At 66.3% G+C, this 26,140-nt stretch carries 26 protein-coding genes, 1 tRNA gene and 1 other RNA gene; 15 read left to right on the forward strand and 13 right to left on the reverse strand.

Translation table 11 applies throughout. The features are described from left to right. Window positions 1-6 precede the first annotated feature (6 nt). From PY310_RS09225 to PY310_RS09260, 8 genes are all read left to right on the forward strand, one after another. Window positions 7-1,245 (forward strand): acyl-CoA dehydrogenase family protein, encoded by a 1,239-nt coding sequence (locus PY310_RS09225; protein WP_275214083.1) that lies wholly within the window; start codon window positions 7-9, stop codon window positions 1,243-1,245. Window positions 1,246-1,273: 28 nt separating this feature from the next. After that, window positions 1,274-1,708, forward strand: a complete 435-nt coding sequence (locus tag PY310_RS09230) for an MmcQ/YjbR family DNA-binding protein (protein ID WP_275214084.1) — start codon at window positions 1,274-1,276, stop codon at window positions 1,706-1,708. Then, window positions 1,705-2,253 carry a DUF1990 family protein gene (locus tag PY310_RS09235; protein ID WP_275214085.1) on the forward strand — a complete coding sequence of 183 codons (549 nt, stop codon included), beginning with the start codon at window positions 1,705-1,707 and terminating at the stop codon, window positions 2,251-2,253. The genes PY310_RS09230 and PY310_RS09235 overlap by 4 nt, the downstream gene beginning before the upstream one ends. Window positions 2,254-2,267: 14 nt before the next feature. Continuing rightward, window positions 2,268-2,897: a tetratricopeptide repeat protein gene (locus PY310_RS09240; protein WP_275214086.1), complete on the forward strand. Its 630-nt coding sequence runs from the start codon at window positions 2,268-2,270 to the stop codon at window positions 2,895-2,897. A 65-nt stretch (window positions 2,898-2,962) separates the two neighbouring features. Further along, window positions 2,963-3,280: a putative quinol monooxygenase gene (locus PY310_RS09245; RefSeq protein ID WP_275214087.1), complete on the forward strand. Its 318-nt coding sequence runs from the start codon at window positions 2,963-2,965 to the stop codon at window positions 3,278-3,280. Window positions 3,281-3,356: 76 nt separating this feature from the next. Beyond that, entirely contained in the window at window positions 3,357-3,650 is a 294-nt protein-coding gene (locus PY310_RS09250) for a DUF503 domain-containing protein (RefSeq protein ID WP_275214088.1), read from the forward strand. 457 nt (window positions 3,651-4,107) lie between these two features. Further along, window positions 4,108-4,710 carry a hypothetical protein gene (locus PY310_RS09255; RefSeq protein ID WP_275214089.1) on the forward strand — a complete coding sequence of 201 codons (603 nt, stop codon included), beginning with the start codon at window positions 4,108-4,110 and terminating at the stop codon, window positions 4,708-4,710. Between the two features lie 102 nt (window positions 4,711-4,812). After that, window positions 4,813-5,412 (forward strand): hypothetical protein, encoded by a 600-nt coding sequence (locus PY310_RS09260; RefSeq protein WP_275214090.1) that lies wholly within the window; start codon window positions 4,813-4,815, stop codon window positions 5,410-5,412. Window positions 5,413-5,488: 76 nt separating this feature from the next. Here the strand turns inward: PY310_RS09260 and purL are convergent, their stop codons facing one another. The 3 genes from purL to purS are packed head-to-tail and all read right to left on the reverse strand — an operon-like array spanning window position 5,489 to window position 8,824. After that, window positions 5,489-7,798 carry a phosphoribosylformylglycinamidine synthase subunit PurL gene (purL, locus tag PY310_RS09265; RefSeq protein ID WP_275214091.1) on the reverse strand — a complete coding sequence of 770 codons (2,310 nt, stop codon included), beginning with the start codon at window positions 7,796-7,798 and terminating at the stop codon, window positions 5,489-5,491. Further along, window positions 7,795-8,571, reverse strand: coding sequence for a phosphoribosylformylglycinamidine synthase subunit PurQ (purQ, locus tag PY310_RS09270; RefSeq protein ID WP_275214092.1), 777 nt, complete (start codon window positions 8,569-8,571; stop codon window positions 7,795-7,797). Before purQ ends, purL begins: the two co-directional genes overlap by 4 nt. Before the next feature lies 1 nt (window position 8,572). Then, on the reverse strand, window positions 8,573-8,824 hold the full coding sequence (purS, locus tag PY310_RS09275) for a phosphoribosylformylglycinamidine synthase subunit PurS (RefSeq protein ID WP_066287204.1): 252 nt from the start codon (window positions 8,822-8,824) through the stop codon (window positions 8,573-8,575). Window positions 8,825-9,094: 270 nt separating this feature from the next. Between purS and PY310_RS09280 the strand changes: the two genes are divergently transcribed. Together PY310_RS09280 and PY310_RS09285 are read left to right on the forward strand one after the other, a co-directional pair. Next, a complete protein-coding gene (locus PY310_RS09280) occupies window positions 9,095-9,280 on the forward strand; it encodes a hypothetical protein (protein WP_275214093.1) in 186 nt (61 codons plus the stop codon). Between the two features lie 590 nt (window positions 9,281-9,870). Next, a complete protein-coding gene (locus PY310_RS09285; protein ID WP_419095464.1) occupies window positions 9,871-12,909 on the forward strand; it encodes a S8 family serine peptidase in 3,039 nt (1,012 codons plus the stop codon). A 126-nt stretch (window positions 12,910-13,035) separates the two neighbouring features. On the opposite strand, the gene PY310_RS09290 is transcribed toward PY310_RS09285, so the two are convergent. The 4 genes from PY310_RS09290 to PY310_RS09305 are packed head-to-tail and all read right to left on the reverse strand — an operon-like array spanning window position 13,036 to window position 15,405. Further along, entirely contained in the window at window positions 13,036-13,416 is a 381-nt protein-coding gene (locus tag PY310_RS09290; protein ID WP_275214095.1) for a serine protease inhibitor, read from the reverse strand. Further along, window positions 13,413-14,345, reverse strand: a complete 933-nt coding sequence (locus PY310_RS09295; RefSeq protein WP_275214096.1) for a 3-methyladenine DNA glycosylase — start codon at window positions 14,343-14,345, stop codon at window positions 13,413-13,415. The genes PY310_RS09290 and PY310_RS09295 overlap by 4 nt, the downstream gene beginning before the upstream one ends. Beyond that, complete coding sequence (locus PY310_RS09300; RefSeq protein WP_275214097.1) at window positions 14,323-14,883, reverse strand: SSI family serine proteinase inhibitor; 561 nt, start codon at window positions 14,881-14,883, stop codon at window positions 14,323-14,325. The genes PY310_RS09295 and PY310_RS09300 overlap by 23 nt, the downstream gene beginning before the upstream one ends. A 24-nt stretch (window positions 14,884-14,907) precedes the next feature. Then, complete coding sequence (locus tag PY310_RS09305) at window positions 14,908-15,405, reverse strand: MarR family winged helix-turn-helix transcriptional regulator (RefSeq protein ID WP_275214098.1); 498 nt, start codon at window positions 15,403-15,405, stop codon at window positions 14,908-14,910. A 79-nt stretch (window positions 15,406-15,484) separates the two neighbouring features. Here PY310_RS09305 and PY310_RS09310 point away from each other — a divergent pair, with 79 nt between their 5' ends. Continuing rightward, window positions 15,485-15,727, forward strand: a complete 243-nt coding sequence (locus PY310_RS09310; protein ID WP_275214099.1) for a hypothetical protein — start codon at window positions 15,485-15,487, stop codon at window positions 15,725-15,727. A gap of 129 nt (window positions 15,728-15,856) precedes the next feature. After that, window positions 15,857-16,072, forward strand: coding sequence for a hypothetical protein (locus PY310_RS09315; protein WP_275214100.1), 216 nt, complete (start codon window positions 15,857-15,859; stop codon window positions 16,070-16,072). 128 nt (window positions 16,073-16,200) lie between these two features. Here the strand turns inward: PY310_RS09315 and PY310_RS09320 are convergent, their stop codons facing one another. After that, window positions 16,201-17,559: an aspartate kinase gene (locus tag PY310_RS09320; protein WP_275214101.1), complete on the reverse strand. Its 1,359-nt coding sequence runs from the start codon at window positions 17,557-17,559 to the stop codon at window positions 16,201-16,203. A gap of 216 nt (window positions 17,560-17,775) precedes the next feature. On the opposite strand from PY310_RS09320, the gene PY310_RS09325 reads away from it, so the two are divergent. Together PY310_RS09325 and PY310_RS09330 are read left to right on the forward strand one after the other, a co-directional pair. Then, a complete protein-coding gene (locus PY310_RS09325) occupies window positions 17,776-18,747 on the forward strand; it encodes an ABC transporter ATP-binding protein (RefSeq protein ID WP_275214102.1) in 972 nt (323 codons plus the stop codon). Continuing rightward, window positions 18,744-19,895, forward strand: a complete 1,152-nt coding sequence (locus PY310_RS09330; protein ID WP_275214103.1) for an ABC transporter permease — start codon at window positions 18,744-18,746, stop codon at window positions 19,893-19,895. The genes PY310_RS09325 and PY310_RS09330 overlap by 4 nt, the downstream gene beginning before the upstream one ends. 6 nt (window positions 19,896-19,901) lie before the next feature. On the opposite strand, the gene recR is transcribed toward PY310_RS09330, so the two are convergent. From recR to PY310_RS09350, 4 genes are all read right to left on the reverse strand, one after another. Then, complete coding sequence (recR, locus tag PY310_RS09335) at window positions 19,902-20,501, reverse strand: recombination mediator RecR (RefSeq protein WP_164202505.1); 600 nt, start codon at window positions 20,499-20,501, stop codon at window positions 19,902-19,904. 93 nt (window positions 20,502-20,594) lie between these two features. Further along, the gene (locus PY310_RS09340; protein ID WP_419095463.1) at window positions 20,595-24,011 is read right to left on the reverse strand and encodes a DNA polymerase III subunit gamma and tau; all 3,417 of its coding nucleotides are present in this window, start codon (window positions 24,009-24,011) and stop codon (window positions 20,595-20,597) included. A gap of 65 nt (window positions 24,012-24,076) precedes the next feature. Continuing rightward, window positions 24,077-24,173: signal recognition particle sRNA small type (gene ffs, locus PY310_RS09345), an RNA gene on the reverse strand. Between the two features lie 76 nt (window positions 24,174-24,249). Then, window positions 24,250-24,576, reverse strand: a complete 327-nt coding sequence (locus tag PY310_RS09350; RefSeq protein ID WP_275214104.1) for a YqfO family protein — start codon at window positions 24,574-24,576, stop codon at window positions 24,250-24,252. Window positions 24,577-24,866: 290 nt separating this feature from the next. Between PY310_RS09350 and PY310_RS09355 the strand changes: the two genes are divergently transcribed. Then, window positions 24,867-24,954 (forward strand) — tRNA-Ser (locus PY310_RS09355). Window positions 24,955-25,008: 54 nt separating this feature from the next. Here PY310_RS09355 and PY310_RS09360 read toward each other — a convergent pair. Further along, window positions 25,009-25,926 carry an oxygenase MpaB family protein gene (locus PY310_RS09360; RefSeq protein WP_275214105.1) on the reverse strand — a complete coding sequence of 306 codons (918 nt, stop codon included), beginning with the start codon at window positions 25,924-25,926 and terminating at the stop codon, window positions 25,009-25,011. Between the last annotated feature and the right edge of the window lie 214 nt (window positions 25,927-26,140).

Consider the following 26,140-nt stretch of genomic DNA (forward strand, 5'->3'; position numbering starts at 1 on the left):
GAAGATATGACGTACGCACCGGAGGCCGCAGCGCCCGCGGAGGCAGGATCGGGCGAAGCCGGCTACGAGAAGCTGGCGGGCCGGTTCAGGCCCGTCTTTGCGCGGATAGCCGAAGGGGCGCTGGCCCGGGAACAGGACCGCGTCCTGCCGTTCGAGCAGGTCCGCTGGCTGAACGATGCCGGTTTCGGACGCTTGCGCGTTCCCGCGGAGCACGGCGGTGACGGGATTGGCTTCGAACCGTTCTTCCGCCTGCTCATCGAACTGGCGGAAGCTGATTCGTCCGTGGCACACCTCTACCGGTCACACTTCGCCTTCGTGGAAACGGTGGGATTGGAGCCCGCGGACTTCCAGAACCGCTGGTATCCGCGGGTGGTGGCCGGGGAGATCTTCGGGAACGCGGCCACTGAGCAGTCCGGGAACGTCCTTGGCGCCACCGGCACCAGCCTGACCCGGGAGGGTGAGAACTGGCTGCTGAACGGCAAAAAGTTCTACACCACCGGCACCATCTTCGCCGAGTGGATTGCGGTCACCGCCAGCACTGAGGGCATCGAAGGCCGCCAGTACGCCGTGGTGAGCACCACCCAGCCGGGCGTGGAAATCCTCGACGACTGGGACGGCTTCGGCCAGCAACTGACGGGGACGGGCACCACCATCTTCCGCGACGCCGTCGTGCCCGCCGCAAACATTGTTCAGCGTTCGGTGTCCACAACTCACGAACCCGCGTTTTTCCAGCTGGTCCTGCTCGCGGTCCTTGCGGGCATTGGCCGGGCGGCGCTGGCTGATGCGCGGGCGCTGGTCCGCGACCGGAAGCGCACCTTCAACACCGGGTCCGGCGAACTGTTCCGGCACGACCCGCTGATCCTGCAGCTGGTGGGCCATCTTTCGGCCAAGGCCTTCGCGGCCGAGTCCGTGGTGCTGGCCGCTGCCCGGGAGCTTGACGCCGCCGCGGATCCGGTGCTGAACCTCACCCCGGTACAGCGCTACGTCCGGGGCGAGGTAGCGGTGGAAAAGGCCCAGCTGCTGGTTCCCGAGCTGGTGCAGGCGGCCGCCCAGCAGCTTTTCGACGTCACCGGAGCCTCGTCCACGTCCAAAGCGAAGTCCCTGGACCGGCACTGGCGGAATGCCCGCACCGTCTCCACGCACAACCCGGCGGTGTTCAAAGCCAGGATTGTGGGCGACTACGAGGTCAACGGCACCATCCCGGAAGGACTGCACAGCATCGGGGATGTGCCCGCCCGACGCTAGACGCGGCCCGGCCGGATAGGCTCATCCCATGGATGCTGCTGCACTCCGGGAGATCTGCCTGAGTTTCCCCGGCGCCTTCGAGGACTTTCCCTTTGGCCCGGAGACTTCCCTGTTCAAAGTGCGCGCCGCAGTCCCGGGGGGAGCCCGGCACGAAGCGAAAATGTTTGCAGCGTCCGCCCTGGATGCCCGGGACCTGTCGGTAAGCCTGAAATGTGAACCTGCCCTGGCGGAGCAGCTGCGCGCCGCGCACCCCGAAATCACCGGTGCCTGGCACATGAACAAGACACACTGGAACGGGGTGCGGCTGGACGGAGCGCTCCCGGATGCCATGGTCCGTGACATGGTGGAGGATTCCTATGACCTGGTGGTGGCCACGCTAAGCCGCAAGCAGCAGGAACAGCTCGGATGGGCCCGGCTCTCCGCCTCCGTTTCGGGCCCCACTCGGCCGGGAGAACGGGCATGACGGAGAAGCGCCTGGTGGGCGGCCGGCTCGACTACCCCGGTGTCGGCGCGACGGAAAACGGCAGGCCGCCGGCCGGGTACCCGTCCCAGATGTCCCAGGTCTACCTTGGTGACGGACCGGAGCTCTACCGCCGCGTGGCGCAGGGAATCCTGAGCTGGGAACTGCAGCGCAGGTCCGGGCTGCGGGTCCGGGCGGAGTCCAGCGTTGTCCGGCCGGGAACACGTGTGGTGAGCGGTTTCGGCGTCGGGCCTTTCCGCGTCAACGCGCCCTGTGAAGTGGTGTGGGTCCGGCGGCCGGGACCCGGTGACGGGCCGCAGTCTGCGGGTTTCGGGTACGGGACACTTCCGGGCCACCCTGCCCGCGGCGAGGAGGCCTTCGAAGTGGAGATGGACGCCACCGGGCAGGTGTTTTTGAAGATCACGGCCTTCAGCAAACCGGCCAACTGGTTCTACCGGGCAGGCGGAGTGGTCACCCGGGCGGCGCAGAGGTACGTCACTTCGCGATACGTTGAAGGGGCACGCCAACTCGCCGCAGGTGAAAGCTGATCAGGAGAAGGTACATGCTGGACCAAGCTACCCTTGACCGCCTCTGGAACTTCGAGGATCCCAAGCTGTCCGAACAGCGTTTCCGGGATGCCCTCGACGATCCGGCCTACAACACGGACGAAAAAGCCGAACTTGCCACCCAACTGGGCCGCGCCATCGGCCTGCAGGGCCGCTACGAGGAAGCCGACGCCCTGCTGGATTCAATTGACGGCGAGGAGGAGCCCACCGTCGGGGTCCGCATCCTGCTGGAGCGCGGGCGGCTCCTGAACTCCAGCGGCCACGCGGCCATGGCGGTGCCGCTGTTTGAGCAGGCCGCCGAACTGGGGGACCACCTTGGCGAGGAATTCCTGGCAGTGGACGCCCTGCAGATGCTCGCCGTGGCGGACTCCGCCCATGCTGAATCCTGGGCCAGGAGCGCGCTCGAGTACGCCTCCACCGCGCATGACCCGCACACCCGGCGCTGGATGGCCGGGCTGCACAATAACCTCGGCTGGATGCTGCACGCTGCGGGCCGGTTCACCCAGGCCCTGGTGGAGTTCCAGCTGGCTGAGCAGTGGGCCGAGCAGGCCGGCACCCCGTCCCAGCAGCAGGATGCCCGCGAGGCCATCCTCGCCTGTGAGCTGGACATGACTGCGGCCGGGTAGTTCAACGGCGGAGCATTCCGGGACGTCCGAGTAGTTCAATCATCACCAAACGGAAAGGAACAACCATGATCTTCATTGTGGTCAAATTCAAGGTAAAGCCCGACTGGTCCGAGCGCTGGCTCGGCCTCGTGGACAGCTTCACCAAAGCGACCCGGGAGGAGCCAGGCAACCTCTGGTTCGACTGGTCCCGCAGCGTGGATGACCCCAACGAGTTTGTCCTGGTGGAAGCCTTCAAGGACGACGCCGCAGGGGACCACGTCAACAGCGCGCACTTCAAGCAGGCCATGGCGGACATGCCGCAGGCCCTGGCGGAAACACCCCGGATCATCAGCCGCCAACTCGACGGCGACGGCTGGGACCGGATGGGCGAACTCACCATCTAATCCCCATCGATTGCTCCGTAACGGCCGTTTTGAGCCCCCAAAGCGGCGGTTACGGAGCAGTCGATACGATTACGGCATGTGGATCGGCTGGATTGAATTCGACATTCTCCTGGGCGATGTCCAGAGCCTGAAAGAAAAGCGCTCCGTCATCAGGCCTATGCTCGCCGAGGTCAAGCGCCGCTTTGATGTGTCGGTGGCCGAGGTGGGGGACCACGATCAGTACCGTCGCTCGCAGCTTGGCGCGGGCCTGGTGGCAGCTGACCGGACGCACCTCGTGGAGGTGCTCACCGCCGTCGAACGCTTTGTGGCTGCGAGGCCGGAAATCGAGCTGCTCAGCGCCCGGCAGCGGGAGTTCCACAGCGAGGACTGACCCCCATCGGTTGCTCCGCAAGCGACCTTCTGAGCGATCAAAACGGCGTTTGCGGAGCAATCGATGAAGCCTGTGGATAACTTCTGCAGCGCTCGCCTTATTCTGCTCTGATGAATCCATGAAGATCCCGCGCCCGCTACCAGAGGAACTACGGGACCGCCCGTTTACGGTTGTCGAAGCGGCGCGGGCCGGAGTGTCGCACAAGCGGCTGCGGCACCGCAGCTTGCATCGCCTGGGGAAAGGGATCCGGTCGGAAGGGCCGACGGCGGAGCTCACCTTGAGTGCCAGAGTGCGACCGTTCATCGAGGTCAATGAGCGATGCGCCGCGTCGCACCTCACCGCGGCTGAACTCCTTGTGCTGCCGCGACGTCAGCAGAAGGGGACACCAGAGATGTATCACGTCATCAGGCCTGAGGGCTCGGCACACCTGAACAGACCGCATGTCATTGTGCACCGCATGAAGCTCTACAGCGACGAGGTCACCACAGTTGACGGTGTGCCCGTGACCACTCCTGAGCGAACTTGGCTGGACATGGCGGAAATGCTCACGGTGGATGAGTTGGTGGCCATGGGGGACAGCTGTGTACGGGTGCCGCGGCCGGACTTCGAGGATAGGGACATGCCGCTATGCAGCCTGGCTGACCTTCAACGGATGATCGATCGGCACAAGGGAAAGCGCGGGCTTCGTAAGGCCAGGGAAGCCATTAAACTCATCCGGGTCGGCTCCGACTCGCCGCAGGAGACGCTGCTTCGGCTGGCCATGGTCAGGGCCGGACTGCCGGAACCCGAGCTGAACGTCCCGATCATCGGCGAGGACGGCCTGCGTCATCACGAGCCGGACCTCTCGTACCGAAAGTACCGGATCGGGATCGAGTACGAAGGCGAACACCACGGCGACGGAGGGCAGATCGTCCGGGACATTGCCCGCTCCGAAAACTATCACGCCGTGGGCTGGGCGGAAGTGCGCATTTCCAAGCGGCACATGCTCAACGACGCCAAGCCCGCGGTCGCCAAGATCCGAGCGGCCCTGATACAGGCAGGGTGGCGCAAGGGCTATTAAGCATCGATTGCTCCGCAACTGCCGTTCTGAGGGCTCAAAAGGGCGCTCACGGAGCAACGGATGGAGGCGGAGGCGGCCACGGCCAGGCATTAGTCTGATGCCATGACGCAGATGATGACCCCGGACGAGTACTTCAAATTTGCCTCTCAGCCCAATGACGAAGACCCGGCAACGGAGTTTGCCGAGTGGCCTACTTTCCCGTTCGCCGGGCCACTGACCACCAAAGCGCTTACTGCCCCGGAAATGCCGGAGCCGCCCCGACGTGGCGAGAATGGCGAAGAGTGTACTGATTGCGAGGGCAAAGCGAGCAGCCTGTGGCAGAACGGACGTTGGCGTATACATCAACTGAACCCGACGCTCATGCCCGTGGGGCTGATGCTCCAACCCGTCGACCATTACGACGCCGGGGAACTTCCGGACGAGCTGGCTGCCGAACTCGGCGTTCTGATGAACCACCTCACCGCGGCCATCGAGGCGCAGGAATTTGTGGGCAGGGCACACGTCAACCGGTGGGGCGACGGAGGGGCGCACCTGCACTTCTGGTTTATGGGCCGCCCGATTGGTCAGCTTCAGATGCGGGGCAGCCTTGGCATCTTGTGGGCAGACCTCGGCCAAGCACTGCCCCAACGCGTCCTGGACTCAAACCACCGGCTGGTCCTGATGAATTTCGTTGCCCGGGCCGGCGGCGAGATGGCGGCTTAAAAATCGATTGCTCCGCAACTGCCGTTTTGAGGGTTCAAAAGGGCCGTTACGGAGCAATCGATGGGGGAGGCGGGGGTTAGCCGAAGTACTTCGGCAGGGTCCCTTCGTGCGCCTCGCGGAGGGCATCCAGCGACAGGGTGTCGACGCCGTTGATCTCCAGCTGGCCGCTTGCCGCGTCCACCACACCGATGCGGAGGTGGGCGAAGCCGCGGGCGGTGCACATGTCCTGGAAGCGGACTTCCTCGGAGCGGGGCACGCCTACAATGGCGCGGCCCTGGGACTCGGAGAACAGCGCGGTGAACAGGTCGACGCCGTCGCGGTCCATGACGTCCTGCAGGGCAATCCGGGCACCCACGCCGTAGCGCAGCGAGGACTCCACCAGGGCTGCCGCGAGGCCGCCTTCGGAGAGGTCGTGTGCGGAGTCCACCATGCCGTCGCGGGAGGCGTTGATCAGGATCTCGCCCAGTGCGCGCTCGGCGGCGAGGTCAACCTTGGGCGGCTGTCCGCCGAGGTGGCCGCGCATGTTGGCCCATTCGGAACCGTCCAGCTCGGCGCCCGTGGTACCCAGCAGGTAGATGGCCATGCCATCCTCCCGCCAGCCCGACGGCGTGCGGCGGGCAACGTCGTCGAGCTTGCCCAGTACCGCCACCACGGGGGAGGGGTGGATGGGGATGGTGCCCGTCTGGTTGTACAGCGAGACGTTGCCGCCGGTGACCGGGATGCCCAGTTCCATGCAGGCGTCCGACAGGCCGCGGATGGCTTCGGCGAGCTGCCACATCACGTCCGGGTCCTCGGGGGAGCCGAAGTTCAGGCAGTCGCTGACTGCCATCGGCACGGCGCCGGAGGTGGCCACGTTGCGGTAGGCCTCGGCCAGGGCCAGCTGTGCGCCGTGGTACGGGTCAAGGTAGGTGTAGCGGCCGTTGGCGTCGGTGGCCAGGGCGACGCCCAGGCCGGTTTCCTCATCAACACGGACCACGCCGGCATCGTCCGGGAACGCCATGGCGGTGTTGCCGCCCACGTAGCGGTCGTACTGGTTGGTGATCCAGGCCTTGGAGCACATGTTCGGCGAGGCGATGAGCTCGGTGACAGCGGCAGCCAGTTCCGCGGGGGCGGCGGGACGGCCGGCGTCCTGCACGGAACCGGTGAAGGAATCGGCCTGGACCGAGTCCTGCCATGAGGGGCGGGCATACGGGCGATCGTAGACCGGGCCGTCGTGTGCCACGGTGCGCGGGTCAACGTCCACGATGACCACGCCGTCCCAGGTGATGATCAGGCGGCCGGTGTCGGTGACTTCGCCGAGCCAGGAGTACTCCACGGCCCACTTGTCCATCACGGCTTCGAAGGCTTTGATGTTTTCCGGGGTGACCACGGCCATCATGCGTTCCTGCGACTCGGACATCAGGATCTCGCCCGGGGTCAGGGTGGGATCGCGCAACAGGACGGAGGTCAGCTCAACCTGCATGCCGCCGTCGCCGTTCGATGCCAGCTCGGATGTGGCGCAGGAAATGCCTGCCGCGCCGAGGTCCTGGATGCCTTCAACCAGTGAGCCCTTGAACAGTTCCAGGCAGCACTCGATGAGGACCTTCTCCGCGAAGGGGTCGCCCACCTGCACTGCGGGGCGCTTGGAGGGCTTGGTGTCATCGAAGGACTCCGAGGCCAGCACGGACGCGCCGCCAATGCCGTCGCCGCCGGTGCGTGCACCGAACAGGACCACCTTGTTGCCCTTGCCCGAAGCGTTGGCGAGGCGGATGTCCTCGTGGCGCATGACGCCAACAGCGAGGGCGTTAACCAGCGGGTTGCCCTGGTAGATGGGGTCGAACACCATTTCGCCGCCGATGTTCGGCAGGCCCAGCGAGTTGCCGTAGCCTCCGATGCCGGCCACTGCGCCGTGCATCACGCGGGCGGTATCCGGGTGGTCGATGGCGCCAAACCGCAGCGGATCCATGACGGCCACGGGGCGGGCGCCCATGGAGATGATGTCGCGGACAATGCCGCCGATGCCCGTGGCAGCACCCTGATAGGGCTCCACGAACGACGGCGAGTTGTGGGACTCGATCTTGAAGGTTACGGCCCAGCCGTCCCCGAGGTTGGTCACACCGGCGTTTTCGCCGATGCCCACCAGCATGTCCTTCTTCATTTCCTCGGTCACCTTGTCGCCGAACTGGCGCAGGTGGTTCTTGGAGGATTTGTAGGAGCAGTGCTCGCTCCACATGACGGAGTACATGGCCAGTTCGGCGCCGGTGGGGCGGCGGCCCAGGACCTTGACTACCTCGTCGAACTCGTTCTGCTTCAGGCCCAGTTCGGCCCAGGGCAGTTCGGTGTCCGGGGTCTTGGCGGCGTTCTCGACGGTGTCGATGTTGAACTTCTTGGTGGTTTCCGTGGTCACTTGGCGCCTCCCACAATCTTGTTCAGGACGGACGTGAAGAAGCCGAGGCCGTCGGTGTCCGTGCCGCCGATCCCATCCAGCGATTCCGGGCCGAAGCCAACCTCGGTAGCGTGTTCCGGGTGGGGCATGAGGCCCACCACGTTGCCGGCGGCGTTGGAGATGCCGGCAATGTCGCGGCGCGAGCCGTTCGGGTTGAAGCCGACGTACCGGAAGGCCACGCGGCCCTCAGCCTCGAGGGCGTCCAGGGTCTTTTCGTCGGCGATGTACTGGCCGTCCTGGTTCTTCAGCGGCACCGTGATTTCCTGGCCGGCCTCGTAGTCGAGGGTCCACGCGGTGTTGCTGTTCTCCACGCGCAGGACCTGGTCGCGGCACAGGAACTTCAGGTGGTCGTTCTTGATCATGGAGCCGGGCAGCAGGTGCGACTCGGTCAGGATCTGGAAGCCGTTGCAGATGCCCAGGACGGGCAGCTTGGCGTCGGAGTTGGCCGCGTCGATGATCTTGGACATCAGCGGCGCGAAACGGGCGATGGCGCCGGCGCGGAGGTAATCACCGTAGGAGAAACCGCCGGGAATCACCACGGCGTCAACGTCGCCCAAGGTGGTGTCTGCATGCCAGAGCGGCACCGCGGTGCCACCGGCAAGCCGGACTGCACGGGCGGCGTCGCGGTCGTCAAGGGTGCCGGGGAAGGTGACAACACCGATCCGGGCCCCGGCGAGCCTGCGGGCATCGGGGTCGACGGCGGCCGCCTCGCCGATCAGGGGAAGTTCACTCATCTCAGGCCTCGACGACCTCGACGTTGACCACGTCTTCGATCACGGGGTTGGACAACAGGGTCTCGGCCGCTTCGCGGGCCTGGGCCAGGATTGCGTCCGTCACCTCGCCGTCAACCGTCAGTTCAAAGCGCTTGCCCTGACGGACAGAGCTAAAGCCGGTGAAACCCAGCCGGGGGAGTGCACCCACGATGGCCTTCCCCTGCGGGTCCAGAATCTCGGGCTTGGGCATGACGTCAACAACGATCCGGGGCATCCGGCAACTCCTGTGCGTGAGCTTTGGGTAAGGGCGCAGCGGAGTGGTGCCGTCTTACGCCGTTCCAGAAGTTGTGGGGGCCTGCTTTTCAACAGTGCCTTTACAGTGAGGACGGGCGCTCCGCGAGCTTGCCAGCCCATTCTACCGGCCGGAACGCCCCACCCCGTATTCGGTGGGCCCCGTCACTTCATCAGGCGGGCTCCGGGTTCTCGGAGGTGATGAACGACGGCGGCTCTGGCCCCGTGGAGGCGGCGTCACTAGGATGGCGTCATGGCTGAAAAATCGAAGTCCCTGCTGTTGCCGCTCATGGCCGTTGCCGTATTCGCCGGGCTGGGCCGGATGGTCATGCAAAAGATCAAGGCCGACAGGGCGGCCCGGGAAACCCGGGTAGCCGGACCCGTGGACGAGAAGACCCGGCAGTGGATCAGTGACGTGGTGCGCACTCCGAGGCAGTAGGCTAGCCGGCACCAAGAACCACTAAGTCGTGAAGCGGGCGTCCCTCGTCGGGGCGCCCGCTTTTGTGTGTCTGTGTCTGTGTCAGGGCCGGGAGGCGACCCGTCACCGCGGACCACCAGCCCCGGCCACAGAGAGCTTCCGCGGGCTCGACGGTGCGCCGGTCCCGCCCACGTCCCCCGGGTAATTGAAGTGACTTCCCTGTCAAGCTGTTGACACGCCGTCGCCCGCGGAGCACGGCGTTGTGGGGTTGATCGCTGACCCTGCCAACGGCCCTCATAGTCCGGGGATCCGGCGCGGCCCCGGCCGGTCTTCCGGTGCCAGCCTGAAAGTTGGATGATTGAGCACAAAACATGGATGTGTTCTATGTCATATTGAGCTCTCAGTCTGTACTGTTTGTAGCGGCTGGTCACAGCATTACAAAACCTGTAATGCGATTTGCCGCTCCAGCTGCTCCAGACCGGCGACCTGGCCGGCGTTCTTCGTGAAAGGTGTAGTCGCTCGTGAAATCAACTGCAAAACGCCCTGTCCGGGGCAGGGGACTCCGGAAAGCTACGGCATTTGCCGTGGGCTTGCCGCTGCTCCTCACCTCGATGGCGATGAGCCCCGCTACCGCGGCGCCCGCCGGCCTGAATACGGCAGTAACCGCACAGAAGTCTGCCGCGAGTGACTTCAAGGATGGCCGCTACATTGTGGTCCTCGCGGCCAAGGCCGCGGCCGCCTATGAGGGGGAGACGCCGGGCCTGCTGGCCACCAAGCCGCAGAACGGCCGCAAGCTCGACGCAGGCAGCCCTAACTTCAAGGCATACGATGCCCACCTCCGCAAGACGCAGCAGGACGTCGCCGCCCGGCAGGGAGTGACGCCGTCGAAACAGTTCACGGCGGCCCTGAACGGGTTCGCGGCAGAGCTGACGGCAGCGCAGGCCGCCGAGCTTTCCAAAGATGCCAGGGTGCTGACGGTTCAACCCGACGTCGAGAATGCGCCCGACTACACCACCACGGACTTCCTGAAGCTCACCGGCGCAGAGGGTGCCTGGGCGACCCGCTTCGGCGGCGAAGCGAACGCAGGCAAGGGGGTCGTGGTGGGCGTCATTGACTCCGGCTATGCCCCGGACAACCCTTTCCTGAAGGGTGAGCCGGTCCAGCCGCTCAGCGGCCCCGCCCAGATGGGCCAGCCCTACCGCGATACCGACGGACGCATCGCCATGCTCAAGGCTGACGGCACCATGTTCAAAGGCGAATGCCAGAAGGGTGTGGACACCGGAGCAGCATTCGACGGAACCCTGTGCAACTCCAAAGTGGTCAGCGCCCGCTACTTTGCTGACGCCTTCCTGCAGTCCGTCAAGCCGGGAAACCGTGCACCGCAGGAACTGATCTCTCCCGTGGACGTTGGGAGCCACGGCACGCACACGGCCACCACCGCGGCCGGCAACGCCAACGTTGAACAGGTGCTCGACGGCATGAGCTTCGGCAAGAGTTCCGGAGTGGCACCGGCCGCCAAGGTTTCCGTCTACAAGATCTGCTGGGAGGATGACAACCCGGCCACCGGCGGCTGCTACACCTCGGCGTCCATCGAAGCCATTGACGCCGCCGTTCAGGACGGCGTTGACGTCCTGAACTACTCCATTTCAGGCAACACGGACAGCACCAGTGATCCCGTGGCGCTCGCCTTCCTCAATGCTGCCGCGGCCGGAGTGTTCGTCGCTGCTTCCGCCGGCAACTCCGGGCCGGGCGCATCCACCGTCAACCATGCCTCACCTTGGTTGACCACCGTAGCGGCCTCCACGTTCCCCAGTGAACTCCTTGGCACAGTCAAGCTGTCAGACGGAAGCGTGTACCGCGGGGCGTCCATCATGAAGGCCGAAGTCACGGACAAACCCGCGATTGTTGCCGCTGACGCTGCAGCCGCCGGTGCGGCCAACCCCAACCTGTGCGGCCCCGGAACCCTCGATGCGGCCAAGGTGACCGGCAAAGTTGTGGTCTGTGACCGCGGTGTGGTGGACCGGACGGCCAAGAGCCTCGAGGTCCAGACCAAGGGCGGTGTGGGGATGATCCTGGTCAACCTCACCAATAGCTCGGAAGACGCCGATAACCACGTCATCCCCACGGTCCACGTCAATGCTCCCAAGAGCCTGGAACTGAAGTCCAAGCTCGCCGGCAACACGGCGCTGACGGTGAGCCTCCTCAAGGGAGACCTCACCGGAGAACCGCTCCCTCCCGCACCACAGGTGGCAGGGTTCTCCTCCCGCGGCCCCACGCTCGCGTCCGGCGGCGACCTTCTGAAGCCGGACATCTCCGCCCCCGGCGTTAACGTGCTCGCCGGTGTTTCAACCATCGGCAACAAGGGTGCCCAGTTCGGGTTTATGTCCGGCACGTCCATGGCAGCACCGCACATCGCCGGTTTCGGCGCCCTGGTGCTCAGCGCGCAGCCGCGCTGGAGCCCTGCCACGGTCAAGTCCGCCATGATGACCACCGCCTACCCGCTGGTCAACGCCGACGGCACGCCCAACAAAAATCCGTTCGACGGCGGCGCCGGGCACATCGATTCCCTCCGTGTCCTCGATCCCGGCCTGGTCTATGACTCCGGCGTCAAGGACTGGCTGGGCTTCCTGAACAGCCAGGGTGTTGCGACGGGCGCACCCGAGGCCGGGACGGTCGCTGCCCAGGACCTGAACCTGCCGTCCATCGCCGTCGGCAGCCTGGTGGGAGAAGTACAGGTCAAACGCCGGCTGACAGCGCTGGTTCCGGGCATGTACCGGCCGCAGGTGGACCTGCCCGGATTCAGCGTCGCAGTGGAGCCGCAGGCGCTGAACTTCGCCAAGGCGGGCCAGACCCGCGAGGTGACGCTCACCATCCGCAACGTCAGCGCGCCGGTCGGTAAATTCACCACCGGCACGCTGACCTGGAAGGGTCCGCGGACCGTCACGTCCCCCATGGCCGTGCGGCCCGTTGATGCAAGGATCGCGCCGTCCTTCTCCTTCAGTTCCCCCACAGGGACCGGCAGCGGAACAATGGACCTCGTGTCCGGCTCCGACGCTCCGCTCGCCGTAGCGGTCGAGGGACTCGCCCCGGTAAGCCAGACTGCCATTTCCAAGACGCCGGGTGCGTACGCAGCAACCAATGATGCGCACAATGCGTTGCTGAGCGTGACGGTTCCTGCGGGTGCCACCTTCGCCCGCATCGGGGTCCAGTCGGAACGGAACGACGTCGACTGGGACATGGTGGTTTATGTCCCGAATGGTGCCGGTGGGCTGGTTCCCACCCAGGTAGCGACGGCGTCCGCCAGTGAGTTCCTTGAACTCGAGTCGCCGCGGGCGGGCACCTACTTCATTGTGGCCAACCTCTACTCGACGCCGGACAACGGCGCCGCCAAGGCCACCGTCCAGGCGGCCGCCCTCTCGGGAGACGCCGCGAACCTCACGGTCACCCCCAACCCGATCGTGGCGCCGAACGGCACAGCCACGGCAGCGACGCTGAACTGGAAGGGGCTCACGGAGGGCTCCTACCTGTCCCGCCTCAAGCTGGGGACCAACGGCATTAAAACTCTGGTCAACGTCCAGGTGGGCGCCGGTACCCCGGCCCCGGCGGGCGCGCCGCAGATGGTGCCGGCGGACAGGATCCCGGCCGGCTAGGTTCGCCGGTTGAAACAGGGCACCACATAAGTACCGACTGCTCCAAGTGCAGGAATGAAAGCGTCCCGGTCCGTGAAGTTGCGGCCGGGGCGCTTTCGGTTTTGCACCCCGCAGGCGGCGGACCCTCTAGGGGGCGGGCTTCCCTGCCCCGGGTGTTCCGCCGAGCAGTGCGGACATAGCGTTCCAGCGGGCGATCTCGCAGCCGTCCGTGCGCCGGAAAACCATCCGCACACGGCGCCCGTGAAAAGTCCCGGTCACTTCGGCCACCTGCGGTCCGCCATACTGCTGTGTGCAGAGCCTCGGCGGGCCCGGTTTCGGGAAGAACGTGTCCTGTCCGAAGCGCTCCACCGCCTCCAGTGCCGCAACCGGCGCCGGGAGCGTGGAGCCGTCCAGGACCCTGCCGCCCGCTGCCACCAGGCGGAACACGTACTCGCCGGCGGCGGGATCCTCCCGGAGCCTGATGGTCAGGTCCACGCCGTCCGTGTTCTCACCGGCCGGTCCGGTCACGGCAGGACCGTTGCAGAGAGTGGGGCCAGCGACTCTGCGAGGAGCGAGCGGAGGGCAGCTGCCTCCGCCGCGAAGGCGCGCTGGTGCTCCACGTAGGCGGCCTTACCTTCGGGGGTCTCGATCTGGATGGGCGGGTAGCCCCACTCGGCCAGGTCGTAGGGCGAGGCCTGCATGTCCATGGCCCGGATCCGCCAGGACAGTTCGAAACAGTCCATGACCAGTTCGCTGGGCAGCGCCGGCAGCAGCTTGTAGGCCCACTTGTAAAGGTCCATATTGGCGTGCAGGCACCCCGGCTGCTCCATGTGCCGCTGGTTTTCGCGGCTGGGCGTCAGTTCGTTGAGCCCCGCGGCGTCGGGGGTGTAGAACCGGAAGGCGTCGAAGTGTGAGCACCGGATCCGGTTGTCCTCCACCACCTTGTCCGTACCCTCCGAACCCAGCCTCAGCCGGAGGTACTCGTGACGCAGGTCGAATTTGTCCTGGCGGTAGACCATGGCCCACTCGTGCAGGCCGAAGCAGCCGAACTGCGCGGCCCGGGCGGCGGTGCCGCGGAGAATGATGTCTGCGAATGCCACAGCCTCACGCCGGTCCGCCAGGAAGGCGCCGCGGTCAAAGGTGACCGCCGTGGTCCCCGGAGGCAGCCCGGCTGCGGCGAGTTCGCCGTCGTCGAGCGTTCTGTAATGCTTCCACCCGCTGCGGGCGGCCGCAGCTTCGCCGGTGAGTACGACGCCGGAGCCCGGGTGCCAGCGCAGCAGCTGGCCGGGCTTCTGGGTGTAGTAGGTGAAGAGGAAGTCCTCCACGGGGTGCTTCCGGCCGGCGGAGCGGCGGGCAAGGTAAGGATCGGCGTACCGGCGGACGCGTTGCTGGTGCGCTTCCTCGCGGGTGCGCCACTCATCGCCCGCCAGGAGGCTAAGAGGCTCCACCGGTGGCACCCAGAACGTCTTCGGCTGCTGTCCAAGCCCCAATTTCGCAGCCGTTGGTCCGGGCGAAGGAGGTGTCCACGGGGGTGTCGTCCACGATGCCGGTCACCGTGGCGGTCTCGGGGCCGCCGTACTGCTCGGTGCAGACCCGGTTGGTGTTCTTTGGAGCAGGGCTAAGGAGGGCTGCATTGCTCTTGAGGGCGGCGCAGGCGGCGTCAGCCTTAGGGTGTTTGCTTTCGGGAGCGGGGACTCCGTCCCGGCAGACGAGGGTGTAATTCAGGGCCGGTTCGGTAGGGGACGGTTTGACCATGATGGCAAGCTCGGCGTTGCCGGCGCCCGGGCCCGCTGTAGGGCCCGGCGGTGCGGACGGCGACGGCGCGGGAACGGTGGTCTCGGTGTCCGGAGCCGGGGTGGCCGAGGCGCTTTCCGTGGCGGAGGAACTGGCCGTCGGGCCTCCCGATGACGGGGCCGGACCGGGCGTGGCCGTGCACGCAGCGAGCCCGGCCACGGCAAGAATCGCCAGGAACGGCCGTACGGTTCGCAAAGACATGTACCCTCCTAGATTGCTGCCATTTTACGCGCTGCCTGCGTCCGCGTGGTCTGCCGCCGCTTGTTCGGCCGTCGTCGCGGCGATGAGCGCCATCATTGAACTGTGCAGTTCGCTGACCTGTTCGCGGGTCAGGCCCAGCCGGTCCATCATGATGCCCGGAACTGCCAAGGCCTGCTGACGAAGCGCGGCGCCGGCGGGAGTCAGGCCCACTGCCAGGGTGCGTTCATTCCCGTCCACCCGCTGGCGCGTGACGAACCCAGCTTCCTCGAGCCGCCGAAGAAGCGGTGAGATGGTGGCCGGCGCCTGGGCGAGGGCTTCGCTGATGTTCCGCAGCGTCCGGGGAGCCGACTCCCACAGGCAGAGCATCACCAGATACTGCGGGTGGGTCAGCCCCAAAGTGTCCAGGACCGGTTTGTAGGCGCCCACTACGCTTCGGGATGCCACAGTGAGAGCAAAGCAGAGCTGCTGTTCCAGCAGGAGATCGTTGTCCTGAAGCTCGGCGGCGTTGTATAGGGCCGTCATCACAATCCTCCAAAGGTTAGTGCACTAATTGTTAGCGTACACTGGAACGAGTCATTGGTTTAGCGAAGGGTTGACGTCAATGGGCAAAGGCAATTCAGCCGGCAAGGGCAACGCGTCCCAGCGGTTCATGCGGGCCACCGGCAAGCTACGGGTCATCTTCGGACCGGCCAACCGCAGTTCGTTGGTGCATGACATGACCGAAGAGAACCGGGCCCTCCTCGTCCAGCGTGAGCGGGAAACCCAGCAGTGGGAAACGGTCACGCGCGCCGACGGGAGCACCTACGTGGTGCCCCGGAACCCCGAGGACCAGTCCCTGCGCTAAGCTCCCTGCGCCTGCCCCGCCGACGCCACCTGCGGATCCTTTTTTGGGATGCGGGCGTAAAATAAGGGCACTGGCTCCAGGAGGGGTCAGTAGCTCTTTCGCCCGTAACGCGGGAAGGGGGTGGAAATAATGGGACACGCGCTCACTGGCTTTATGAACGTGACCGACAGGCTCCGTTTTGTCTTTGGACCGGCAACGCGTCTTGACTCGGATGCACCCGTGGTCCACAAGCATGACGAGTTCGAACAGGCCTCTGACGAGGATCTCTCGCACTTTGTTGTAGAGACGGATACCGAGGGGCATCATTACGCGATTCGCCGCGAAGACCTGGACAAGCTGACCTGACCCGTCTAGGGTCCCCTGCCCGCTCTCGACAGAAAAACGCGGGGTCACTCCCGGCCTGATAAACCATAGTTATCGGGCCGGGAGTGACCCCGCGTTGCGTTGAGTCGCGTTGATCGGGCGGGGTGCGCCTAGCGGCCGGTGCCGCCGTAGACCGTGGCTTCGACTTCGCTGTCCAGGTCGAAGGCCTTGTGGATGGCCCGGACGGCGTCATCAAGGAGGTCCGCGTGGGTGACCACGGAAATCCGGATCTCTGACGTGGAAATCATGTTGATGTTGATCCCTGCATCGGACAGGGCCTTGAAGAACGTTGCGGAGACGCCGGGGTGGGAGCGCATGCCCGCACCGATAAGCGACAGTTTGCCGATCTTCTCGTTGTACTCGATGTTTTCGAAGCCGATGTCCGGCTGGGCAGCCCTGAGTGCGGCCAAAGCTTCGGCGCCTTCCACGATGGGAAGGGTGAAGGAAATGTCCGTCTTGCCCGTACCGTGCGTGGAAACGTTCTGCACGATCATGTCAATGTTCGAGTGGGCGTCGGCAATGACCTGGAAGATCGCGGCGGCCTTGCCCGGAATGTCCGGCACCCCCACAACGGTGACCTTCGCTTCGGAACGGTCGTGTGCGACGCCGGAGATGATTGGCTGCTCCAAGGCAACTCCCTCTTGAGTGGTGATCTTGTCTTCGGCGCTGGGAATGACCCAGGTGCCTTCGTTCTGGCTGAATGAGGACCTGACATGCAGAGGCACGCCGAAACGGCGGGCATATTCGACGCAGCGCAGGTGCAGGATCTTCGCGCCGGACGCGGCAAGCTCCAACATTTCCTCGCTGGAGATCGTATCGATCTTCCGGGCGGAATGAACCACCCGGGGGTCGGCGGTGTAGATGCCGTCCACGTCGGTGTAGATTTCGCAGACGTCTGCCTCCAGTGCGGCAGCCAACGCGACGGCGGTGGTGTCTGAGCCGCCGCGGCCCAGCGTGGTGATCTCATGGGTGGTGCGGCTCATGCCCTGGAATCCGGCCACGATGGCGATGTGCCCCTTGTCCAGGGATGTGCGGATCCGGTGCGGATCGACGTCGATGATGCGCGCCTTTCCGTGGATGCCGTCCGTGATCATGCCGGCCTGGGAGCCGGTGAAGGACTGGGCGGAGGCGCCAAGTTTGTTGATGGCCATGGCAAGCAGCGCCATGGAGATGCGCTCGCCCGCGGAGAGCAGCATGTCCATCTCACGGGCGGGGGCGGAATCGGTGACCTGGCTGGCGAGGTCCAGCAGTTCGTCGGTGGTGTCACCCATCGCTGAGACCACTACCACCACTTCGTTGCCGGCGCGCTGGGCGTCCACCACGCGCTTGGCGACGCGCTTGACGCCGTCGGCATCCGAAACGGACGAACCGCCGAACTTCTGCACGATCAGCTGTTTGGTGACGGCAGCACTTTCGGGCAGCATCTGCTGCTGGCTGGCTGCGTTCACTTCGGAAGTGGGCGTACTCATGCGCGTACCTTCACTGGATCAATCGGAGTTCGGGGGTCAGGCACGGCCATATGCGGCTGGACGGCGTGACGTGTTCACGCCAGTTTATCGCCGCGGGCCGCAGGCGGGGAATTGTGACCGAATCTCAGCCTTCCGGTTGAGCCGGCGCCGCCGCCGCACGCGTAGTCTCGGATGATTGGTATGCATGCAATGGCTTGGGGGACAGGTGCACGGGGAATGACAGCAAATCGGGACGAACCGGATGGATCGCGGCAGCCCGCGGGCGTTGGGACGGGCGGCATTACTGCGACGGCGGTGAGCCGCAGCTTCGGGCAGGTGCACGCCGTCGAGCATATGGACTTCCATGCTCCGGCCGGCAAAGTCACCGCCCTGATCGGGCCTAACGGCGCCGGAAAAACCACCCTCTTGCTGATGCTCGCCTCACTGCTGGCGCCGGATTCCGGTACCGTCACCGTGGAGGGGCTTGACCCGCAGCACCACCGGGCCGAGGTGCGCCGGCGGATCGGCTGGATGCCGGACACCCTGGGCGTATGGGAGTCGCTGACCGCCCGCGAGATCCTCACACAAATGGCCCGCTTTTACCGGCTGCCCAAAGCCGGCATTCCGACGAGGGTCACGGACATGCTGGACCGGGTCCGCCTGGGCGATCTCGCCGACCAGCCGGCCCGGGTCCTCTCCCGCGGGCAGCAGCAGCGGCTCAGCCTCGCCCGCGCCCTGATCCACGATCCCTCCGTCCTGCTCCTTGACGAGCCGGCGTCCGGACTGGACCCGGGATCACGGGTTGAACTGCGCGTGATGCTGCGGCAGCTGGCGGCGGAGGGAAAGGCCGTTGTGGTCTCCTCGCACGTGCTCAGCGAGCTTGACGAAATTGCCGACGCCGCCGTGTTCGTTGACCGCGGACGGTCCATTCGGCACCAGACCACCGACGAGGCGGCCGCAGCAGGCCGGCGCTACGCCATCTCGGCAACGGACGGCGCCGCGCTCGCCGCGAAACTCAACGAACTGGGATTGACGTTCCGGGTGGAGGACGGCCGCCGGCCGGCCGTCAGCCTGCTGCTGATGAACGACGACGACGCCGCGCGCCTTCTGCGCGACCTGGTGCTGGCGGGCGTCCCCGTCAGCTCGTTCGCGCCCGCCTCGGGTGCCCTGGAAGAGACATACATGAACCTGGAGGGGGAGCGGCGATGAGCCAGCGGACGGAAACAACGCAGCCGCCGCCCGTGCAGGGACGTGGGGGCGGCTACTTTGGCGGTATTTGGGATGTGGTGGTCCTTGAACTCAAGCAGCGGCTCCGGTCTCGCGGCTGGTACATCATGTTGGGAATCTGGTTCCTCCTGACCGGGCTCGTGACCTGGCTGACGTGGGCCGCCTGGAACGCCCAGCAGGAAGCGCAGCGGTCCTATCCGGGCGGTGCGGCGGCGGCGACGGGGCCCGGGTCCATGATCTTCGAAGTGGTGCTCGCGTTTGTCCTCCTCTTCGCGCTGCTGGTGGCCCCTGCGCTGTCTGCGAATGCCGTCAACGGCGACCGGGCGGGCGGCACCCTTGCCATCCTGCAGGTGACACTGCTCCGGCCCGGGCAGATCCTGTGGGGCAAATTCTTCGCCGCCTGGGCGGCCGCCCTCGCGTTCCTGGTAGCCAGTGCGCCGTTCCTGATTACGGGCGTCGCCCTTGGCGGCATGACGCCGGGGCACGTGTTGGTGGCACTGCTGATGCTCGCCGTGGAAGTGGGCGTGGTGTGTGCCGTCGGCGTCGGAATCTCCGCGCTCGCAGGACGCCCGCTGTTCTCCATTGTGGTCACCTACCTTGCCGTGGCCGGGCTGGTTTTCGGCTCCCTGATCGCCTTCGGGCTGGGAACGGGGCTCTCGCAGGGCACCATCATGGCCAACCAGGCGCAGTACCGCAGCTACTCTCCATATGTGCCGATGGAGGAGCAACCCGCCCCGGCGGACCCCGAATACACGTGCTCCGGTCCACTGCGCGAACAGCCGGCAGTGCACACTGAGCGGGTGGCGTGGATGCTTGCCATGAACCCCTACGTGGTGGTGGCCGACGCCATTCCCTACCCGGTACGGACCTCCAATGCCTACGGCATGTCATCACCGGTGGGCGCCATTGAGACCATAAGCCAGGGTGCCCGCTACGCCATGGCAGGGCCGGACGGCACCTACCCGTGCGCCAACGGGGAAGCCAAGCCAAGGTACCTGGCGCAGTCCTCGCCTCTGTGGCCGCTCGGGCTGGGCCTGCAGTGTGTGTTTGCCGGGCTGCTGCTGTGGTTGGGATGGCGTGAACTGCGCACCCCCGCCCACCGGCTTGCGCGGGGAACGCGCATCGCCTGAGCCTGCCTAGGTCAGGGCGTTGCGGCGGCCCTCGAAGGCCCGGCCAAGGGTGACCTCGTCCGCGTACTCAAGGTCGCCGCCGACGGGCAGCCCGGAGGCAAGGCGGGTGACGGCGATGCCGATGGTCTTCAGCATCCGGGCGAGGTAAGTCGCCGTCGCTTCACCCTCGAGGTTGGGGTCGGTGGCAATGATGACTTCCTGGATGGCGCCATCGTTCAGCCGCGTCAGGAGTTCACGGATCCGCAACTGTTCCGGTCCCACACCGGCGATCGGATTGATGGCCCCGCCCAGCACGTGATACCGGCCCCGGAAGGACCGGGTGCGCTCCACCGCCAGGACGTCCTTGGATTCCTCCACCACGCAGATGACGGAGGGGTCACGCCGGGGGTCCCGGCAGATGTTGCACAGTTCCTGCTCGGTGACGTTCCCGCAGACCGTGCAGAACTTCACCCGTTCCTTGACCGTGGTGATCGCCTCCACGAGGCGTTTCATATCCTGCGGGTCGGCTTCGAGAATGTGGAACGCCAGCCGCTGGGCCGACTTTGGACCTACGCCGGGAAGGCGTCCGAGCTCGTCGATCAGCTCTTGGACTGCGCCTTCGTACACGTTTTCCTCTTTTGGTTTGGCTCGGATGATGAATGGAGCGGGGTGCCCCGGCGGCGCCGGGGCCTGGAAACACTGTGCCTGGAAACACTGTGCCTAGAAACGGGGAACGATCGGGGTTCCGTCCGGGGAGCGCTCCTCGATCAGCTTCCCGCCCAGAATACGCTCGACGGCGGCACGTCCGAAGACGCCCGATTCCTCGATGGTCTCGTCGTCCGCGCTCGGGATGTCCTGAACGTACGTCGCTGCCGCCGCACGGGCAGGAGCCTTGGCACGCCCGGCCTCGGCCTCGGGACTATTGGAGAGCCGCTGGTAGAGGCTTTGCCGGGCCTGGGCAGCCGAAGCAGATGTGGCCGGTGCCGGCTGCAAGGGTGCCGGCGCCGCAGCTGATGCCACGGGCGCCGTCGACGCCATGGCGTACTCGCGGGCCTTGGCCGGTGCGGGGGCAACCGCGCCCCCGTCCGGGGACGGGCTTCCCGGTGCTCCTGCCCCGGCGGCGGTATGCCCGGCCGCGGGGCTTTGCGGCGTCCCGGCGTCCGCTGAAGGAACGCGAGCCGGCGGGAACCCCGCCGGAGATGCGGGGGGCTCGGCCGTAGCCACGCGGGCCGGGGGGACCTCGCCTCCGCTGATTCCGGACGCGCCGGTATCCGCTGAACGGACGGCGGCCGCGGAATGATCCGAAGAAGGGCTGGATGACGCGGGCGGCAGGCCCCAGCTGGCGTCTGCTGCCGACTGTGTGCGGGCCGAAGCTGCGGGGATCTGAGCGGCGGCGGGCTCGTAGTCAGGTGCGGGCGTTGCAGCGGCTTCGTCAGGGACGGATGCTGCCGGGCTCTTCCCAACGTTGGGCTCGGTGCCCACCACCCAAACGCCCGGCGCCTGCTCCACGGCGCGGCCCCAGGGGTCATGGGAGGTATCGGGTGAGGGCGCGACGACGGCCGCAGCGGCGGTCTTTGGCACACTGCCGGAGACGGACCCCACGCTACCGGGCCGGGGTGGCCGTTTACCGTCTTTCGCCGCAGCCGGCCGGGCTTGTGGCGTGACGCGCCGCGGTTCGGGCGGAGTAGAAGGATCCCAGTCCAGGGGCGGTTCCTCGTCGAGAGGAGGCGCATCCTCGTCCCGCGGGGGACCCCAGTCGTCATCGGAGTAGGCGTAAGAGCCGGCCTCAGGCTCGACGGGAGGCTGCTGGACCTGCTGCTCCAGCCCGTTCCTTCCGTGCGGCGTCTCTGCTGCAGGCTCGACGGCGGCCGTGCTTGATGCGGCGGGTTCGGGAGCCGTTGAAGCTGTTGTCGCAGCCGGGGCCGGGACCTGGGACGGGGCCGGGACAGCCGAAGAGTCTTGGCCGGCGGCCGGGGTGGCTGCCGCGACTTGGGGTTGACTGGGTGCCGGTGCCGGTGCCGGGGCTTGGGCTGGTGGCGCGGCCTGGCCGGGGGCCGCAGCAGCAACGCCTGCGGGGGCCAGCCCCCAGGCGACATCTGCCGAGCTTGGTGCGATTGCGGAGCTTGGCGGGGCCTGCGCGCTAACGGGTGCTTTTGGGTTTGGCTCAGAGCTCGCTGAGCTGTTGGCGCCCCCGGCGATGGCCGTGATCTGGCAGTCGATGCCCACCGTCTTGTGGATCGCCTGCCGGAGGTTCTCCGAATGGTCAGCCCGGCCGAAGGCGCCGGCCAAACCAGTGGTGGTGAAAGCAAGGGTCAGGACCTGACCGTCGAAGGCGCCCACTTGGGCGTTCGGTTCCACCAGGGCCCAGGTGCTGCGCTTGATCTTGGACAGTGTCTGGAGGATCTCGGGCCACGCGCGGCGCAGGACCTCAACGTCACCTGTCGCAGCGGGGCCAGCGGGAGCCGAAGGCGCGGATGAACCGGGCCGCTGCTGTACAGCTGTCTCGGGCCGCGCCTCGGCCTGCTGGGTCCGGGCCTCAGCGGGGGGACGGGCCTCTGGCTGCCGGGTGCGGGCCTCAGCCTGCGGCCGGGCACCCGAGTTCTCGTCCACGGGCCAGTCGCTGGTGCTGACCCGCGGCGGCGTCAGCGGTGTCCTTGCGTCCGCGGCGCTAATTTCCGGCTGCCGGACAGGGTCCGGGCCGGGGGAGGTGGCGGGCGCCGAGGCGGCGGCTCTCTCTGGAACCGGTGTCGCTTGCGCAGGCACTCCCGGAGCGGCCGCTGCCTGTACTGGCGCTGCCTGTACCGGCGCTGCCTGCAGCGGCGCGGGCTGAAGCGGCACTGCGGGCGCGGGGGCAGGCGGAACGGGCGCAGCGTGCACCCGGGCGGCTGGCGCTGAACCCGGCGCTGCCGGGACGCGTACGGCTGAACCCGGGGCACCTGCCGGCGGCGCGGCGTCCTCGCCCCCGGCGTAGTTCAGCCGGCGCTCCACACGGTCGATCCGCGCAGCGATTCCGCGTTCGGTCTGTTCCGAGCTTGGCAGCAGGATACGGGCACAGAGAAGTTCAAGGTGTAGCCGGGGCGAGGTGGCACCGGTCATCTCGGTCAGCGCAGTGTTGGTGACATCCGCGGCACGTGAGAGTTCGGCGGCACCGAGGTTATGCGCCTGGTTCTGGAGGCGGGCGATCTGGTCCGCCGGCATGCCGCGCAGAATGACCTGGGCGCTTTCGGGCATGGCCTGGACGATGATGAGGTCGCGGAAGCGTTCCAGTAGGTCCTCGACGAACCGTCGCGGATCGTGGCCGGTCTGGATGACCCGGTCCACTGCTTTGAAGACCGTGGCGGCATCGGAAGCGGCAACGGCCTCAACTACGTCGTCGAGCAGCGATGCGTGGGTGTAGCCGAGGAGGGCCACGGCGAGCTCATAGTCAAGGCCGTCGGCTCCGGCGCCAGCCATGAGCTGGTCCAACACGGACAGTGAGTCGCGGACGGATCCGCCGCCGGCCCGGACCACCAGGGACAGCACGCCCGGCGCCACCGGTACGTTTTCCCGGTTGCACAACAGTTCCAGATACGCCATCAGCGGCTCAGGCGGCACCAGCCGGAAGGGGTAGTGGTGGGTGCGCGAGCGGATGGTGCCGATGACTTTGTCCGGCTCCGTGGTGGCGAAGATGAACTTGATGTGCTCCGGCGGTTCTTCGACGATCTTGAGGAGCGCGTTGAAGCCGGCCGGCGTGACCATGTGGGCCTCATCGATGATGAAGATCTTGTAGCGGTCACGGACCGGGGCATAGGTTGCGCGTTCGCGAAGATCGCGGGCATCGTCCACGCCGCCATGGCTGGCGGCATCGATCTCAATGACGTCGAGGGACCCCGGGCCGCCACGGGCCAGTTCAACACAGCTGGGGCAGGTTCCGCAGGGCGTGTCCGTGGGGCCCTGGGCGCAGTTCAGGCAGCGGGCCAGGATGCGGGCGGAGGTGGTCTTGCCGCAGCCGCGCGGACCGGAAAAGAGATAGGCGTGATTCACCCTGTTTTTGCGCAGGGCCGTCATCAGCGGCTCCGTGACGTGTTCCTGCCCGATAACGTCAGCGAAGGAGTCCGGACGGTATCTGCGGTACAGGGCGGTGGTTGTAACAGTCACGTAAAAACCCTACCAATCCGGGCAGACAATCAGATCCCCCGCTGGCGGTCGCCCTGTGGGGGAATAGTAAAGACCCCTCATGCACCCGCCAGAGCCCGTTTACCCTTGCTACCTTCCGGTCCTGGGGGAGTTCAACAGGATGACGCCACATGAGGGGCCGCAGACAACTTTACCCGAACTTTTGCTGCGGCTCGAACCGGCGCCACGGCAGGCCTGGCAGCTGCTTCCCTTTCGCGCCTTACCGTCGCCAGCCGTCGACGGGCCAGGTCATGAATGCCGGTTCCTCGTAGGGGTGGGCGGCGCGCAGTGCCAGCACAACGGCGTCGAGCATCTCTTCCTCCACAACGCACTCAACCCGGACCTCAGGCACCCGTTCGCCCGATCCCACGGAGCCGATATAAGGCTGGGCGCCATCCAGCGGCGTGAACCGGCCTGTCCCCGGCGCTACAAAGGAGCAATGCGAATAGTTTCCGATCCGCCCTGCGCCGGCCTCGCCAATTGCCTGGAGGAGCGACTCAGCGTGGGACTCCGGAACGTAAGCCACCTTGGCGTGCAGCTGTGTCATGGCTTCATCCTGCCAAAGCACCCAGGTAAAGGGGAGCCATTTTCATTGCTTATCCGGCGGGCAGGGCCGATCATGGGTATGTACACCGATTGGGGCAATCTCAAGGTTGTGAGCTGCGGGGCCTGGCTGGAGGGCTGGACCCGGCAGCTCAACGGTGTTCCGTGGGAATGGGCGCATTGGGGGCGTCCATTTTGACGTTAACGGCCATTCGAGGAGGCCGGAAAGAGCCCGATTGGGCGATGCTGGAAAGTTCAGGTAGTCTAGTACCTGCTTTTGATTCAGAAGCAGCTGGAGAATTCGCCTAGCGGCCTATGGCGCACGCCTGGAACGCGTGTTGGGTTAACGCCCTCGGGGGTTCAAATCCCCCATTCTCCGCCAAACGAAAACCCGGTCCTGACCTGTCAGGGCCGGGTTTTTGCTGTACCGGACCCGCTACCCGGCCTGATAGCCGAGCCGGCGGAGCCGCCGCCGGGCGGCCTGCTCGCTTGGTCCGGGGCCCCGTCCCAGGGCAAAGCGTACGACGCCGAGGGTCACCTTGGTGGCCAGCCTGACCGGGAGCGGGAAGGGCCCCAGCCGTGGAACCTTGAGCCCCAGCATCTGGCGGAAGCGAGGTTCCAGGCTGTAGACGGCGCCGGCGAAGACAATCCGGTACCCCGGCCGGAGCATGGGGTGCAGTGGCGGGTTGCGGATGAAGCCGACGGTCTCGGCCACCCGGCTGTCCGCCAGCAGTTCGCCGTTGCTGTAGTAGCTGTCCAGCTGCAGCTTCATCTCAGCTTCGCTCAGCGGCGGATCCTCCACTCCCATCAGCCGTCCCGCCTGGGCCCATTCACGGACGTACGCGTCAGGACCACCGGGGATACTGCCGCCCCAGATTTTGTGGGCTGCAAGGAATGCGTCCACAAACGCGAGGTGTACCCAGCGGGCCAGGTCGGGATCGTTGGCCGAATAGGTGTGCCGGACACCGTGCCGGTCGCTATAGCTGCCCTGGACCGGCACGTGCAGGCGCCGTACCCTGGCCGAAGCCTGCTCGGCGGCGGCTGTGGAGCCGTACGTGACGGTAAAGATCCACTGGATGGTCCGGGCGAGCCTTCTGAGCGGATCTGCGCGGAAATCGGAATGCTCGTGGATGCCGGCCAACGCGGCGGGGTGCAGCGACTGCATAAGCAGCGCGCGGATGCCGGCGACGATCGGGGTCATGGACCCGTGCACCGCCCAGACAGCTGAACCCGGAAGGTGATATCCGGCGTCGTTCCCGTCCGCCAGCCGAGGAACCCACTCAGGCAGGGCGTCCGCGCTCCCTGTGAAGACACGCTTCAGTTCGCCCTGCCATTCCCTGAGGAAATTGTGCATATCCCATTCTTGCCGATGACCGTGCGGAGGTGGGTTTCCGCAGAGCCACAAATAGCCCACGAATGACGTTTACGGGGTTCACAGGCATGGGGCGCGTGTGGTCCCATGGGATGGAAAGTCCGTCCGGATTGGGGTCCGACGGGCCAACCGGGAGTCAGCGAGTGGGAAATCATTGGGGTTCCGGCCGGGACACTGAATCTCCAGGCGCCTGCGC

The organism is Pseudarthrobacter naphthalenicus, from assembly GCF_029076445.1.
Classification (GTDB): Bacteria; Actinomycetota; Actinomycetes; order Actinomycetales; family Micrococcaceae; genus Arthrobacter; species Arthrobacter naphthalenicus.

What these genes read in the sequence shown, in the direction of transcription:
- PY310_RS09260 (WP_275214090.1), top strand. Translation starts at nt 4,813, where the DNA reads ATGACGCAGATGATGACCCCGGACGAGTACTTCAAATTTGCCTCTCAG.
- PY310_RS09330 (WP_275214103.1), top strand. Translation starts at nt 18,744, where the DNA reads ATGAGCCAGCGGACGGAAACAACGCAGCCGCCGCCCGTGCAGGGACGT.
- purS (WP_066287204.1), bottom strand. Translation starts at nt 8,824, where the DNA reads ATGCCCCGGATCGTTGTTGACGTCATGCCCAAGCCCGAGATTCTGGAC.
- PY310_RS09320 (WP_275214101.1), bottom strand. Translation starts at nt 17,559, where the DNA reads ATGAGTACGCCCACTTCCGAAGTGAACGCAGCCAGCCAGCAGCAGATG.
- PY310_RS09300 (WP_275214097.1), bottom strand. Translation starts at nt 14,883, where the DNA reads ATGTCTTTGCGAACCGTACGGCCGTTCCTGGCGATTCTTGCCGTGGCC.
- PY310_RS09230 (WP_275214084.1), top strand. Translation starts at nt 1,274, where the DNA reads ATGGATGCTGCTGCACTCCGGGAGATCTGCCTGAGTTTCCCCGGCGCC.
- purQ (WP_275214092.1), bottom strand. Translation starts at nt 8,571, where the DNA reads ATGAGTGAACTTCCCCTGATCGGCGAGGCGGCCGCCGTCGACCCCGAT.
- PY310_RS09325 (WP_275214102.1), top strand. Translation starts at nt 17,776, where the DNA reads ATGACAGCAAATCGGGACGAACCGGATGGATCGCGGCAGCCCGCGGGC.
- PY310_RS09285 (WP_419095464.1), top strand. Translation starts at nt 9,871, where the DNA reads ATGGCGATGAGCCCCGCTACCGCGGCGCCCGCCGGCCTGAATACGGCA.
- PY310_RS09305 (WP_275214098.1), bottom strand. Translation starts at nt 15,405, where the DNA reads ATGACGGCCCTATACAACGCCGCCGAGCTTCAGGACAACGATCTCCTG.
- PY310_RS09235 (WP_275214085.1), top strand. Translation starts at nt 1,705, where the DNA reads ATGACGGAGAAGCGCCTGGTGGGCGGCCGGCTCGACTACCCCGGTGTC.
- PY310_RS09280 (WP_275214093.1), top strand. Translation starts at nt 9,095, where the DNA reads ATGGCTGAAAAATCGAAGTCCCTGCTGTTGCCGCTCATGGCCGTTGCC.
- PY310_RS09315 (WP_275214100.1), top strand. Translation starts at nt 15,857, where the DNA reads ATGGGACACGCGCTCACTGGCTTTATGAACGTGACCGACAGGCTCCGT.
- PY310_RS09360 (WP_275214105.1), bottom strand. Translation starts at nt 25,926, where the DNA reads ATGCACAATTTCCTCAGGGAATGGCAGGGCGAACTGAAGCGTGTCTTC.
- PY310_RS09245 (WP_275214087.1), top strand. Translation starts at nt 2,963, where the DNA reads ATGATCTTCATTGTGGTCAAATTCAAGGTAAAGCCCGACTGGTCCGAG.
- PY310_RS09225 (WP_275214083.1), top strand. Translation starts at nt 7, where the DNA reads ATGACGTACGCACCGGAGGCCGCAGCGCCCGCGGAGGCAGGATCGGGC.
- PY310_RS09255 (WP_275214089.1), top strand. Translation starts at nt 4,108, where the DNA reads ATGAAGCTCTACAGCGACGAGGTCACCACAGTTGACGGTGTGCCCGTG.
- PY310_RS09310 (WP_275214099.1), top strand. Translation starts at nt 15,485, where the DNA reads ATGGGCAAAGGCAATTCAGCCGGCAAGGGCAACGCGTCCCAGCGGTTC.
- PY310_RS09240 (WP_275214086.1), top strand. Translation starts at nt 2,268, where the DNA reads ATGCTGGACCAAGCTACCCTTGACCGCCTCTGGAACTTCGAGGATCCC.
- PY310_RS09250 (WP_275214088.1), top strand. Translation starts at nt 3,357, where the DNA reads ATGTGGATCGGCTGGATTGAATTCGACATTCTCCTGGGCGATGTCCAG.
- PY310_RS09350 (WP_275214104.1), bottom strand. Translation starts at nt 24,576, where the DNA reads ATGACACAGCTGCACGCCAAGGTGGCTTACGTTCCGGAGTCCCACGCT.